Genomic DNA, 13197 nt, shown 5'->3' with positions numbered 1-13197 from the left:
GGGCGGTCCGCCCTATGCTGCCCGCTGTAGTCGTCGATTTCGCTTGGTCGCGGCTCCGTCTTCCCCTCGGGGGAGCGGCGCGGCGGGAGCGCGTTGCCAGGCGCGGACCCGTGGAGTACGCGTGAACGCTTGGACCACCGAGCACCTGGCCGTGGACGCCCTCTGGGAGGCGGAGAGCGCGGCGATCCGCTGGTTGCAGGGGCTGGCCGGGTGGCTCGCCCCGCCCTTGGAGATCGTCACCTTCCTCGGCTCCCAGGCCGTGATCGTCGTCCTGCTGGTGACCGTCTTCTGGTGCGTCCACGCGAGCCTGGGCGCCCGGCTCTTCGTGGTGGTCATCGCCTCGGCGGTGGTCAACAACCTGCTCAAGTCGGTGCTCTACGGCTCCCGTCCCTACTGGTTCGACGCGCGGGTCACCGGATACTCCCAGCACGGCGGCTTCGGGATGCCCTCGGGGCACAGCCAGGCGGCGATGGTGACCTACGGCTATCTCGCGGCCAGGTCCGGCCGCCGGAGCCTGGTGTGGGCGGCGATCGCGGTGATCGCGCTGGTGGCCCTGTCCCGTGTGTTCCTGGGCGTGCACTATTTCAGTGACGTCGTGGTCGGTCTGGCGGTGGGCGGTGCCCTGCTGTGGCTGGTGCTGCGCTACGAGGACCGGGTCCTGGCCTGGTGGCTCTCCCTGGACACGGTGCGCTGGGTGTCGTGGCTGCTGGCCGTGTCGCTGGTGCCGTGCGCGGTGGCGACCGCCTGGCAGTTCGGCGTGCGGGGGGACTGGGTGGTGCCCACCGCCGAGTGGATCGGCGCGACACCCTCCGACCCCGCCGGACACACGCTGGCCGGGCTCTACACGACCTGCGGGGCGCTGCTCGGCGGGGTCCTGGGCTTCACCCTGCTGCACCGGCGCGGTTGGTACAGCGCCGCGGGCACGCTCACGGCACGCGCGGCGCGGTTCGCCCTCGGGATCTCCGTGGTCCTGCTCGTCCTGGTGGTGGAGCGGATCCTCTTCCGGGACCTGGCCGGGCTGCCGTCGGCCTTTGTGTCGTACGCGGTGTACGGCGCCGTGGCCCTCTGGGCGTCCTTCGGGGCGCCGGAGATGTTCGTGCGCGCGGGCCTGGCCACCCGACCCGAACGGCCCGCGGTCCCCGGTCGGGAATGACCCCCGTCACACCGGCTATGCGCCGCGTGGGGGAGGGGTTAGGATCGAGTCGTTAGACAACAGTCAAACGCGTGCTCCGGGGTCGGTGAAAGTCCGAACCGGCGGTGACAGTCCGCGACCCGGTCGATTCCATCGACCGGTTGAACCGGTGGAATTCCGGTACCGACGGTTAAAGTCCGGATGGGAGGCAGTGCGCGTTGGGGCGGGTCCGAGCCGTGCCGATCCTTGGTGACGGCTCCGTGTTCCGCTCCTGTCGTGGACCCGTTTTCCACACCCTTTTCCCCGGAGCCGTGCCAGGCGAAGGGATGTAGGGCGTGTTCACCGGAATCGTCGAGGAACTCGGCAAGGTCGTCTCCATCGAACCCGCCGGGAGCAGTGGTGAGGCGGTCCTGCTCACTCTGGACGGCCCCCTGGTCAGCTCCGACGCCGGTCTCGGCGACTCCATCGCGGTCAACGGCGTGTGCCTGACCGTCGTCGCGCTCGGCGAGGGCACCTTCACCGCCGACGTGATGAAGGAGTCCCTGGACCGCTCCTCTCTCGGCGCCCTCACCCCCGGCGCCCCCGTGAACCTCGAACGCGCCGCCCGCACCGACGGCCGCCTGGGCGGCCACATCGTGCAGGGCCACGTCGACGGCACCGCCACCCTCCTCTCCCGGAACCCCGGCGACAACTGGGACGTCCTGCGGTTCGGCCTGTCCCCGCAGCTCTCCCCGTACGTGGTCGAGAAGGGCTCCGTCACGGTGGACGGCACCAGCCTCACCGTGTCCGCCGTGAGCGCCCCCGGCGCCGAGGACGAGTTCTTCGAGGTCAGCCTCATCCCGGCCACCCTGGAGGCCACCACGCTGGGCGCCCTGGCGGTCGGCGCCACCGTGAACGTCGAGGTGGACGTCATCGCCAAGTACGTGGAGCGCATCACCGCCGTCTCGCGTGCCCGCGCGCAGGACGGCACCCGCGCCTAGCGCACCCCGCCACCACCCACCGGACCCACCCACGACGCACCTTCAGGAGCGGGCATGACCGTCACCGACACCACCCCGGCCGCCGACACCGGACAGGCCGTCGTCCTCGACCGCATCGAGGACGCCATCGCGGAGTTCGCCCAGGGCAGGGCCATCGTGGTGGTGGACGACGAGGACCGTGAGAACGAGGGCGACATCATCTTCGCCGCCGAGCTCGCCACCCCCGAGCTGCTGGCCTTCATGATCCGCTACACCTCCGGCGTGGTGTGCGTCCCCATGGAGGGGGAGGACCTGGACCGCCTCGACCTGCCGCTGATGACCGCGCGCAACGAGGAGAGCCTGCGCACCGCCTACACGGTGACGGTGGACGCGCGGGAGGGTGTCAGCACCGGCATCTCCGCCGCCGACCGCGCCCGCACCATCCGCCTGCTGGCCTCCGACGACAGCCGCCCCGTGGACTTCGTGCGCCCCGGCCACATCCTGCCGCTGCGCGCCCGTCCGGGCGGCGTCCTGGCCCGCCGCGGCCACACCGAGGCCTCCGTGGACTTCGCCCGTCTGGCCGGTCTGCGCCCCGCCGGTGTGCTTGCTGAGGTGGTCAACGACGACGGCACCATGGCCCGCCTGCCCCGGCTGCGCGAGTTCGCGGACGAGCACGGCCTGAAGCTGGTGTCGGTCGAGCAGCTGGCCGCCCACCGCGCCGCCCTCGGTGAGTCCCTCACCGAGGAGGAGGCCAACCCCGCCCTGGTCACGCGCATGGTGGAGACCCGTATGCCCAACCAGTACGGCGAGTGGCGCGCGGTCGGCTTCAAGGGCACGGCCGACGGCGCCGAGCACGTCGCCCTGGTCCTCGGTGACCTGTCCGACGGCGACGACGTCCTGGCCCGCCTGCACTCGGAGTGCCTCACCGGCGACGCCTTCGGCTCCCACCGCTGCGACTGCGGCGCCCAGCTGGACGCGGCCATGGCGGCCGTCGCGGAGGAGGGGCGCGGGGTCATCGTGTACATGGGCGGCCACGAGGGCCGGGGGATCGGCCTGCTGCACAAGCTGCGCGCCTACAGCCTCCAGGACGAGGGCGTGGACACCGTCGACGCGAACCTGCGTCTGGGCCTGCCCGCCGACGCGCGCGAGTTCGGCGCCGGCGCGCGCATCCTCACCGACCTGGGAGTGGCCTCGGTGCGGCTGCTGTCCAACAACCCGGCCAAGGCCGAGGGCCTGGAGCACCACGGGGTGCGGGTGAACGAGCGGGTGGCCATGCCGACCTTCGTCACCGACGACAACCTCTCCTACCTGCTGACCAAGCGCGACCGGATGGGCCACGACCTGGCCGGTGTCGCACAGTAGGACCACCCCCCCGGTACCACCATCACACCCATCCAGAAAGGCCGGTCATGAGCGGCACAGGACGTCCGGACGAACACCAGGTCGACGCGTCGGGGCTCTCGGTGGGCCTCGTCGTCACCCGCTGGAACGAGGCGATCGTCGAGCCCATGCTCGCCAACGCGCTCGCCGTGGTGAAGGCCTCGGGGGCCGCCGAGCCCGTCGTGGTGAGGGTCGCCGGGGCGGTGGAGATCCCGGTGGTGGCCCAGGAGCTGGCCCGCAGGCACGACGCGGTGATCGCCCTGGGCGCGGTCATCCGCGGCGGCACCCCGCACTTCGACTACGTGTGCCAGTCGGTCACCCACGGTCTGACCGAGGTGGCCCTGCGCGAGTCCACCCCCGTGGGCAACGGTGTGCTCACGTGTGACACCCTGGAACAGGCGCGTGACCGCGCCGGACTTCCGGGAAGCGTCGAGGACAAGGGCGCCGAGGCCGCGCAGGCCGCCCTGGACACGGCGGTCGCGCTGCGCGGACTGCGTCGCTGATCCCACCCTGCTGGTGCGCGCGACCGCGCCTGGCCGGACGGTGACCGGGTGAGTCACGCCTGAGCGCGTGGAGATGGAGCAGTTGGTGCGGACGAGGGAACTACCTGTGGACGAGGCGTCGAGCAAGGCGGCCCTGCCGAGGACCTGGCGGCCCCGCGCGGTGCGGCTGGTCGCCTACGGCCTGGGCCTGCTGATCGTGGCGACCATGGTCGTGCTGGCCGTGATCCTGCCCGCCGAGTGGCGGACGATGGACCGCTTCCTGGTCGTGGGGCTCGGGCTCGCTGTGGCCGCGGGGCTGCACATGCTGGGCCGTCCCCGGCTGATCGCCACGGAGCGGAACGTGGTGGTCGTCAACGGCATCCGCACGCACCACCTGGCCTGGCCGGAGGTCCTGGACATCCGGATGCCGGTGGGTGAGCCGTGGCCCTGCCTGGACCTGTCGGACGGCACGTCGCTGCCGGTGATGGGCATCCAGAGCACCGACGGAGAGTTCGCCCAGCGCGCCCTCGCGGAGTTCCGTTCGATGCTGGACCGGGGCGAGGGCCGGGAGCCCGACCCTGCGGAGGACCCGCGTTCGTAGACGAAACCGAATCGAGCCCCCGTTTCCTGGAGGAACGGGGGCTCTTCTGTGTTGCGTTGGGCACATAGGTTGGTATCAGGGCCCATGAGCGGACCGTCGCGGCCCGCCAGGGGATTCGTGGAAGAGGTGCCGCGTGCGTGATGTCCGAGCGAGCGTGTCCGAGCTGTACGCGTCGGGGGAGACCTTCGCGGTGGCCACGGTGATCGACACCTTCAAGAGCGCGCCGCGTGACGCGGGCGCCGCCATGCTGGTGAGCGCCTCCGGTGAGGTCACCGGAAGCGTGTCGGGCGGCTGCGTGGAGGGGGCCGTCTACGAGGAGGCCCTGGAGGCGATCCGCACGGGTGTGCCGGTGCGCCGCACCTACGGGGTCAACGACGACGACGCCTTCAGTGTGGGACTCACGTGCGGGGGGACCCTGCACGTGTTCGTCGAGCCGGTGAGCCGCGCGACCTACCCCCAGCTGGGCGCGGTGATCGGCGCCGTGGACGAGCACCAGCCGGTGGCGGTGGCCACCGTCGTGGCCGATCCCTCCGACGCCTCCCGGGTGGGTCGTCGCCGGATCGTGTGGCCCGGGCACGCCGAGGGTGACCTGGGCGGGGGCGGTGAGCGCCTGGCCGCGGCCCTGGACGACGACGTGCGCGGCATGCTGGCCCAGGGCAGCACGGGCCTGCTGCACTACGGCGTGGACGGCCAGCGGCGCGGTGACGAGCTGGAGGTGTTCGTCCAGTCGTTCGCCCCGGCTCCCCGCATGCTGGTGTTCGGCGCCATCGACTTCGCGGCGGCCGTGGCCGACCTCGGCTCCTACCTGGGCTACCGGGTGACGGTGTGCGACGCCCGCCCGGTGTTCGCCACGGCCAGGCGGTTCCCCACCGCCGAGGAGGTGGTGGTGAAGTGGCCGCACGTGTACCTGGACGAGGTCGCTGACGAGATCGACCAGCGCACGGCGATCTGCGTGCTCACCCACGACCCCAAGTTCGACGTCCCGGTGCTCAAGCGGGCGCTGTCCACCGAGGCCGGGTACATCGGTGCGATGGGTTCGCGGCGCACGCACGAGGACCGGTTGGAACGGCTCCGCGAGGCCGGTGTGGAGGAGGGGGCGCTGGCGCGCCTGCACTCGCCCATCGGTCTCGACCTGGGCGCGCGCACCCCGGAGGAGACGGCGGTGTCCATCGCCGCCGAGCTGGTGCGCAGCAGGTGGGGCGGCAGTGGCAGGGCCCTGAGCGAGACCCGTGGGCGGATCCACCGGGACACGCCCCCGGTACCCCTGGTTCCGGCCGGATTCGGCCACTCCAAGGGGTGATCCGAAACCGCCCCGATGCTGTAGTCCCAGCTCACGGTGGTGATCCCTGGGCGGGGGCCGGTGCGTCGCCCGCGACCTCGCCGAGGTGGCCCACCCGGGGACCGCGTCCGTGGCATCATCGCGTCATGGGTACGGGGGAGCGAGGGGACGGGCGTTCGGGCGCGGTCGCGGGACTGCTGCTGGCGGCGGGTGCGGGGAGCAGACTCGGCCGCCCCAAGGCCCTGGTCGAACTCGGGGGTGAACGCCTCGTCGACCGTGGCGCGCGCATCCTCTCCGAGGGCGGCTGCGCCCCGGTCCTGGTCGTGCTCGGCGCCGCCGACACCACCGTGTCCGGGGCGGTGACCGTGCACAATCCCGACTGGTCCACGGGGATGGGCTCCTCCGTCCGCGCCGGGATCGACGCGATGCCGGACACCGTCGACGCCCTTCTGGTCGCCCTCGCCGACCAGCCGCTGGTCACGTCCGAGGCGGTCCGGCGCCTGGTCGAGGCCCACACCCAGGGCGCCCGGGCGGCGGTGGCCACCTACCACGGCAATCCGCGCAACCCCGTGCTGCTGGGCCGCGAGCACTGGTCCACGGTGTACTCGATGGCCGAGCGGGACGTGGGCGCCCGCCCCTTCCTGCGGGCCTACTCCCACCTGGTCACGGCGGTGCCCTGCGACGACGTCGCCAGCCCCGAGGACATCGACACCGAGGAGGACCTGGTGAGGCTGACGGAGACACTCGGGGGAGTGTGAGCCGGGGCCGCGCGCCGATCAGTCCAGCGGCTCCGCGAGGATGCCGAAGGTGTGCTCCACGCTCTCGCCCGGAGCCAGGACGATCAGGTCCGTGCCGCTGTTGAGGGCGTCGGGCGGGCAGGTCATGGGCTCGGCGGCCAGGTGGGCCCGGTGGAGGTCGCCGCCAAGGGAGTCGGAGCTGAACAGCTGGAGCCAGCCGTAGCCCGGTCCCGCCCACAGACACACCCGGTGCTCGGGGCCGCTCAGCCGGACCCAGGCGCGTTCGTTCCGGTCGCGGTCGAGATCGGTGAAGGCCGTGTCCAGCTCCGTGGCGCCCGGGTTCCGGCCGGGCGGGCGCAGGTCGTACTCGGTCCCGGACACCGGAACCGGGGCGCCCACGGGCACCAGGTCGGCGTCGGCGGGCTGGCGGCTCCCGGCCGTGGCCTCCAGCCGCACCTCGTCCCGCTCGACCAGGTCCCGGAGGGGCGTGCCCAGCGTGAGGTAGGGGTGGAAGCCCAGTCCGTACGGGGCGTCGGAGTCCCCGGTGTTGCGCGCCCCGACGGTGACGGTGAGCCCGTGCCCGTCCGAGGCCCCGGAGGTCAGGCGGTAGGTGGCGGTCAGCTCCAGCGGGAACGGGTACCCGGGGGTGCCGGGGAAGTCCAGGCGCAGGGTCACGTCCTCCTCGGAACGCTCCTGCGTGGACCACACCGCCTCGCTGACCAGGCCGTGGATCGCGGATCCGGTCTCCGGGTCGTTGACGTCCAGCCGGTACTCCGTGCCCTGGAAGGTGTAGCGGGCCGAGGCGACCCGGTTGGGCCAGGGGGCCAGCAGCTGCCCCTGTGAGGCGATGGGGCCCGACTGGCGCGTGTACGGCCAGACGAGGTCGTGTCCCCGCCAGGAGAGCGCCTGCAACCCGGCTCCGGTCCGGTCGACGCGCGCCCGGTACTCACCGGCGCGCAGATCGAACACCTCAGCCACCCGTCCACCCCTCTCCCCGTGGTCCGGCACACCGCCGAACCGGGAGATCATAGCGTGTCCGACGCCTCACCCGCGGTGTCGGCCCGCGGTGCTCAGCCGAGCAGTCCGTCCAGGGGGATGAGCACACCGGAGCCCAGGGCCAGCAGTCCGGTGGAGAACAGGACCACGAGCATGAGCAGGGATCCCGCGACGGCCAGGCGGAAGGCGCCCAGTCGGCGGCGGGCCTTGAGCGTGGACTTCGCCGCGGTACGGCCCAGCACGATCAGTACCACCGACAGCAGGACCGGGAACCACCAGGCCGCGCCGATCCCGCCGGGCAGCAGACCGGTGAGCGCGGCGGCCCCGTCGGTCAGGGGGTTGTCACCGAACTCCAGCAGGCCCGTGTAGGCGTCGGTCACGAACGGGCTCTCGGGGAAGAAGCCCTCCCCGGGCCGCAGCGCCCGTCCCAGACCGTCCAGCAGACCCAGCAGCGCGGCCGGGTAGGCGAACCGGCGGCACCGGCCCGCCCTCATCGCGCGCTGGATCTGGCCCATCGTCCGGTCGACCCGCCGGGACGCCCGCTCCTGCTGACGCCGCTCCTTGGCGGTCACGGGCTCCTGCGGCCGGTGGGGGTCGCCGGGCAGCGCGGGGTTGTCGGGCCGGGTGGCGGCCACCGCGCGGCGCTGCCGGGCCGTGGCCACCTTCTCCTGTGCGCCCTCCCAGCGCGCCCGGGCGGAACCGGCCAGGGAGGCCCAGCGGTCCTGGCGGCGGGCGCGGCCGTCGGCGCGCTCGCGCTCGGCGATCGAGCCGCCGACCCGCGCGGCCTCCGGCAGCAGGAGGAGGGCCGCGAGCGTGGCGCTCCGGCTGGCCAGCTGGTCGCCGCCGTCGCGCAGCGCCGCCTTGCGCTGCTCGGACCACCACGGCGCGTTCGGCGCGGAGCTGCGCTGCTGGGGGTGCCAGGACTGTCGGCGCAGCAGGGACCGGTGCTGCGCGGCGGTCTCGGGTGAGAGCACCAGTTCCACGGCGCGTGCCCAGGTGGAGTCGATCTCGTGGGCGGCGGGGTGGCGGGGCGCGTCGGGGTTCCGGGTGGGCTCGGGGCGCGCGTCCACCACGCGTTCCAGGGTCTCGTTCACCCGCGCCATCAGCAGTGGGACCTCGTGCTGGACCCGCTCCAGCAGCGCGCAGCGTCCGGAGCCGCCCGAGCGGCACTCGGGGTGCGGGCACCAGTGCTGGGCGCCCAGGCCCACCACACCGGACTCCACGGCCTCGCGCACCACCGAGTGGCGGCTGGCGTCACCCGCCGCCAGGGCCAGGAGGCCGTCCGCGCTGATCTCGTGGCCCCGGAAGCGCGGCGGCATACCGGGCACGTAGCGGGCGGCCAGGGCGCTGATCGCCACGTGCGCGAGGTCGGGACGGGCCTCCAGACCGGTGAGATAGGCGCGGTCGAAGGTGTAGTCGTTGACCTCGCGGTCCAGCCAGGTACGGAGCTCGGGCCAGTGGCTGCGCAGCCACATCGCACCGGTGTCGGAGCGGTCCAGCAGGTCGAAGGCGAGACTGGGCGGGTCCTCGTGGGAGGTCCCGGCGAAGTTGATGGGGCGCCGACGGCTCGCGGTGCGGATCGGCGGGCGCTCACCGGCCAGCCACGCGGCGACCTCGTCGTGTCCCCACCGGGCGGAGGGGGCCAGGGTGAGCAGGCCCCGGGCGAGCAGGCGCCAGCGCTCGTCGGTGATGGCCGAGATGTCCACCTCGGTGTTGCGTGCGGTCAGCCAGTTGCCGCCGCGATCGGGGCGGCGGCCGGTGACGAGCTCGTGCACCATGACGCCCAGGGACCACCAGGCGGCGGGGGCCTCACGGCGCCCCTCCACCACCTCGGGGGAGGCGTAGGCCTCGGTGACGGCCTGGCCGCCGTAGACACGGCTCATGGTGGCGCGCACGGCACCGCCGAAGTCGGTGAGGGCGACCACCGGCGGGTCCAGAGAGCGGACCAGCAGGTTCTCGGGTTTGACGTCGGTGTGGTTGTGCTGGAGCTCGCTCTGCCAGTGGTGCAGGCAGTCGGAGACGGCGCGGACCACGGCGCGGGCGCCCTCGTCGTCCATGGGGGACTGGTTGATGACCTCGCGCAGGGTGCCGAGGGAGAAGGACTCCTGCGCCTCCCAGGCCAGGTCCTCGCCCCAGGAGCTGGCGGCGGTCCCGTAGCCCTGGATGGCGGGTGTGTGGGGGGAGGCGGTGCCCCGTGCGCGCAGCCGGTCCAGGAGTTCGCGGTTGATGTCGTGGCCGGGCCGGTACACCTTCAGCGCCAGTTGGCGCCCGGGGGAGTCGGTGGGTTCGGCGAGGTAGACGACGGCCTCGCCGCCCGCGCCGATGTGGTCCAGGACCTGGTAGCGGCGGCGGAGTTCGGCGGGCACGGCGTAGTCGAGGTCGCCCGCGGGGCCCACGACCACGCGGGAGACCAGACGCGCCATCCAGTCCAGGAGGGGGCCGAGGAGCACCCGCCACCACGGGGTGCGGTCTCCGGAGGGGCCGGGTGCGGCGCCGACGGGTCGGCTCGCGCCCGGACGCGCCGTGGGGGAGGAGACGGGCCGCTGGACCCGGGTGCCGTCTACGGCGGGGCCCGGGGCGGCGTCGCCGGGCAGGACGGTGGTGCGGTCCGCCCCGGACGGCGCGCCCGGCGGGACCACCCGGGTGGGTGCGTCGTCGGACGCGGGGGGCGGGCCCGGGTGCGCCGACCCCGGCTCGGGCGGAGGCGCGGCCCCCGGCCGGAACACGCGTGTGACCCAGCGCGTGGCGCCCACCGCCGGGTTGGTGCGCGTGGTGGGCGTCGTGGGGTCGATCCGCTGGGTGGGTGCGTTCTCGTCACCGGGGTCGGGCGTGACCATCGAGGCCGGAGCCATCCTTCGGATAGGTGGTCGTCTGCGTGTCCGGGGGATGCCGTGGCGGGGCGGACCCCTCCAGGTTAGGTCGTTCACGGGCCCGGTCCGGGTGGTGGAGCCCACCGCGTCGCGGACCTGTGAACGGTCTTCCCCCGTCACCTGGTGGGACTCCTCCGAGGCCGTTCGGGTTCCCCTTTTCGTGACCCTTCGTCACCGGACCACTCGGCGGTGTCCGGGGCGGGGTCGGATCAGTGCTGGCCGCGCGGGGTGATCCCCAGGGCGGCGCAGGCCTCCTGGTACATGCGGACGACCTCGACGCGGATCTGCGCGCGCTCGGTCAGCGGGGCGGCCCAGGGGATGCGCACGTCCTCCTCGGTGCCGTTCACGGTGACCGCGTAGTCTCCTCCGTCGCCGTCCAGCCCGGTCATGCGGGCGGCGGTGGCCTCGGGGCGGTCTCCCAGGGCACGGCAGATGATCAGGGTGTCCTCGGGGTGGTCGCCGTTCATGTGGGCGGTGACGGCGGTGACGACCTCGGGGGCGAAGGGCTGGGACGGCACGGTGGCTTCTCCTGGGGTCGGTGGTCGTTGCCGGACATACGAGACGGGGGAGGGTCCGCGGACCCTCCCCCGTCGACGATATCCGAGGCCTCACCGGGTTTCTGACGAGGTGACGTCAAAACCGGGGGCGGTGGTCACTCCCCTCGGGTGGCCACGCCCGGACACCGCCGTTCCCACCGGAGCCGGTGCGGCTCAGGCCTGGCGGGTGAACTCGGCGTCGATCTCGATGGAGATCTTGTCGCCGACGACCACGCCGCCGCCGTCCATCGGCATCTCGATGTCGACGCCGAACTTCTTGCGGCTGATGGTGGTGGAGGCGGCGAACCCGGCGCGGTCCAGGCCGTAGGGGTCGACGGTGGATCCGTTGAACTCCAGGGCCAGCTCGATCGGGTGGGTGTTCTTCTTGATGGTCAGGTCACCCTTGAGGACGAAGTCCTCGCCCCTGGCCTCCAGGCCGGTGGAGCGGAAGCTGAACTCGGGGTGGTTGTCGGCCTCGAAGAAGTCGTTGGACCGGATGTGGTTGTCGCGGTCGGTGTTGTCGGTGTTGATCGAGCTGGCCTCGATGGTGGCCTCGACCGAGGACTGGGTGGGGTCCTCGGGCACGGTCAGCGTGGCGTCGAAGCTCTCGAAGCGGCCACGGACCTTGCTCACCATCATGTGGCGGACGGAGAAGCCGACCACGCTGTGGGCGGCGTCGATCTTCCAGGTGCCGGGCTTGAGTTCCTGAGCGGCCATGGTGTCTCTCCCTGTGTTCGGGCGACCCGGGTTCTGGGCCGTCCCACTGTGCGGTTCGTTGTCTAGCAACAAAGTACCTTAGAAGTATCTTCCTGGGAAGTAGATTAGGTGTTCGTCCCCGAGGACGCAAGGGCCCTCGCCGTCCCGGGGCCGCGACCCGGGCCGGCGGGCTAGAATCAGGCCATGGAGAAGGCCTGGCTCGAAGCCGACGAACAGGACGTCTGGCGCGGGTTCCTGCGGATGAACGCCTGGATCTACGACGAACTCGAACACGACCTGCGCTCCCGGGACGGCCTCTCCCTCATCGAGTACGGGATCCTCGCCCACCTCTCCGAAGCCCCGGAACAGCGCATGCGGATGCGCGACCTGGCCGAGACCGTCATCGTCTCCAAGAGCCGCCTCTCCCACCAGATCGCCCGCCTCGAACGCGACGGCCACGTGCGGCGGGAGAGCTGCGAGGACGACCGGCGCGGACTGTGGGCGGTCCTCACCGACGATGGTGCCACCGCCCTCCGCGCGGCCGCGCCGGGCCACGCCACCAGAGTGCGCTCACTGATGTTCGACCGGCTCACCTCCGAGCAGGTCGTCCAGCTCAGGGGGATCGTCGACGCGCTCGACGGCGCGCGCCCCTGATCCACGGCGGCGGCGCGCCGCCGGAACAGGGGAGAGGTCACATGGTTCTGTCCGGGAAGCGACCCCGGAACGGACACACACCCCGGGTAGAGTCGGAGCCCGTGAGCAGACCATCGATCATCGGCGCCCAGAACTTCCGTGACGACGACGGCAGCGCCGACCCGGACGTCGAGGCGTGCCTGCGTGAGCACGCCGCGGGCCGGACCGGCGACCGGCAGGTCCTCGCCGCCCTCAGCGGCTCCCGGGTCCTCATCCCCGTGGTGTCCGTGGCCACCGAGACCGAGCAGGGCGTGGGCGGGCTCACCAAGGACAAGAACAGCGAGGTGGCCATCCCCATCATGACCGGCAAGGACGGTCGTCGCGGGGTCCTGGCCTTCACCTCCGTGGACGCCGTCCGGCGCTGGCGTCCGGACGCCCGACCGGTCCCCTTCACCACGCGGGACGCCTGCCAGGCCACCCTGGAGGAGAACGCCGACGCGCTGGTCATCGACGTGTCCGGGCCGGTTCCGCACACCATCCAGGGCCGCTTCCTCACCGTGCTCGCGGAGCAGGGGTCGGTACCCGAGCCCAAGGACGACCCTCAGGTCCTGTCGATCGTCTACCGGGTGACGCACGCCGAGTTCGGGATCGAACGCGTGCGCATCCACCCCTCCGAACGCGCGGACCTCGGCATCCGCCTCGAACTGGACGAGCGCGACGACGAGTCGCTGCGCAGGGTCGCGGAGCGGCTCAGCACCGAACTCCAGCACGTGCTGCCCGGCGGGGTCGAACTCAGCGCGGTCGTGCGGGCCCGGCGCGACGACGAGTGACCCCGGGGTTGTCCACAGGCAGCCGCACACCCTGTCGCCGGGCCCCGCCAGCAGGTAGTTTCCGAA

The 13197-nt window shown here is 72.6% G+C and carries 13 protein-coding genes and 1 riboswitch; of the genes, 9 read left to right on the top strand and 4 right to left on the bottom strand.

The features are described from left to right. Nucleotides 1-121: 121 nt before the first annotated feature. The 7 genes from AC0VYM_RS20510 (at nucleotide 122) to AC0VYM_RS20480 (ending at nucleotide 6591) form a co-directional block, all read left to right on the top strand. A complete protein-coding gene (locus AC0VYM_RS20510) occupies nucleotides 122-1153 on the top strand; it encodes a phosphatase PAP2 family protein (protein WP_475454601.1) in 1032 nt (343 codons plus the stop codon). A gap of 67 nt (nucleotides 1154-1220) precedes the next feature. After that, a riboswitch (FMN riboswitch) is annotated at nucleotides 1221-1351 on the top strand. Between the two features lie 116 nt (nucleotides 1352-1467). Continuing rightward, entirely contained in the window at nucleotides 1468-2112 is a 645-nt protein-coding gene (locus tag AC0VYM_RS20505) for a riboflavin synthase (protein WP_475454599.1), read from the top strand. Between the two features lie 54 nt (nucleotides 2113-2166). Continuing rightward, nucleotides 2167-3453, top strand: coding sequence for a bifunctional 3,4-dihydroxy-2-butanone-4-phosphate synthase/GTP cyclohydrolase II (locus AC0VYM_RS20500; RefSeq protein ID WP_475454597.1), 1287 nt, complete (start codon nucleotides 2167-2169; stop codon nucleotides 3451-3453). Nucleotides 3454-3500: 47 nt separating this feature from the next. Then, nucleotides 3501-3974 carry a 6,7-dimethyl-8-ribityllumazine synthase gene (gene ribH, locus AC0VYM_RS20495; RefSeq protein ID WP_475454595.1) on the top strand — a complete coding sequence of 158 codons (474 nt, stop codon included), beginning with the start codon at nucleotides 3501-3503 and terminating at the stop codon, nucleotides 3972-3974. A 106-nt stretch (nucleotides 3975-4080) separates the two neighbouring features. After that, entirely contained in the window at nucleotides 4081-4554 is a 474-nt protein-coding gene (locus AC0VYM_RS20490; RefSeq protein WP_475454593.1) for a PH domain-containing protein, read from the top strand. Nucleotides 4555-4687: 133 nt separating this feature from the next. Then, nucleotides 4688-5854, top strand: coding sequence for an XdhC family protein (locus tag AC0VYM_RS20485; RefSeq protein WP_475454591.1), 1167 nt, complete (start codon nucleotides 4688-4690; stop codon nucleotides 5852-5854). Nucleotides 5855-5979: 125 nt separating this feature from the next. Next, a complete protein-coding gene (locus tag AC0VYM_RS20480; RefSeq protein ID WP_475454589.1) occupies nucleotides 5980-6591 on the top strand; it encodes a nucleotidyltransferase family protein in 612 nt (203 codons plus the stop codon). Between the two features lie 18 nt (nucleotides 6592-6609). On the opposite strand, the gene AC0VYM_RS20475 is transcribed toward AC0VYM_RS20480, so the two are convergent. The 4 genes from AC0VYM_RS20475 to AC0VYM_RS20460 form a co-directional block, all read right to left on the bottom strand. Beyond that, nucleotides 6610-7599 (bottom strand): aldose 1-epimerase family protein, encoded by a 990-nt coding sequence (locus AC0VYM_RS20475; protein WP_475454587.1) that lies wholly within the window; start codon nucleotides 7597-7599, stop codon nucleotides 6610-6612. A gap of 41 nt (nucleotides 7600-7640) precedes the next feature. Beyond that, the gene (locus AC0VYM_RS20470) at nucleotides 7641-10403 is read right to left on the bottom strand and encodes a protein kinase domain-containing protein (RefSeq protein ID WP_475454585.1); all 2763 of its coding nucleotides are present in this window, start codon (nucleotides 10401-10403) and stop codon (nucleotides 7641-7643) included. A gap of 242 nt (nucleotides 10404-10645) precedes the next feature. Next, a complete protein-coding gene (locus tag AC0VYM_RS20465; RefSeq protein ID WP_475454583.1) occupies nucleotides 10646-10954 on the bottom strand; it encodes a DUF2470 domain-containing protein in 309 nt (102 codons plus the stop codon). A gap of 192 nt (nucleotides 10955-11146) precedes the next feature. Next, on the bottom strand, nucleotides 11147-11689 hold the full coding sequence (locus AC0VYM_RS20460) for a YceI family protein (RefSeq protein ID WP_475454581.1): 543 nt from the start codon (nucleotides 11687-11689) through the stop codon (nucleotides 11147-11149). Between the two features lie 183 nt (nucleotides 11690-11872). Between AC0VYM_RS20460 and AC0VYM_RS20455 the strand changes: the two genes are divergently transcribed. Both AC0VYM_RS20455 and AC0VYM_RS20450 read left to right on the top strand, forming a co-directional pair. Continuing rightward, nucleotides 11873-12322, top strand: a complete 450-nt coding sequence (locus tag AC0VYM_RS20455; protein WP_475454579.1) for a MarR family winged helix-turn-helix transcriptional regulator — start codon at nucleotides 11873-11875, stop codon at nucleotides 12320-12322. A gap of 101 nt (nucleotides 12323-12423) precedes the next feature. Further along, nucleotides 12424-13131, top strand: coding sequence for an SseB family protein (locus AC0VYM_RS20450; protein WP_475454577.1), 708 nt, complete (start codon nucleotides 12424-12426; stop codon nucleotides 13129-13131). Nucleotides 13132-13197: the final 66 nt, after the last annotated feature.

Source organism: Nocardiopsis sp. iso_237 (assembly GCF_056173345.1).
Note: the sequence above shows the minus strand (reverse complement) of the source record. Positions and strands in the feature narration are given on the sequence as shown.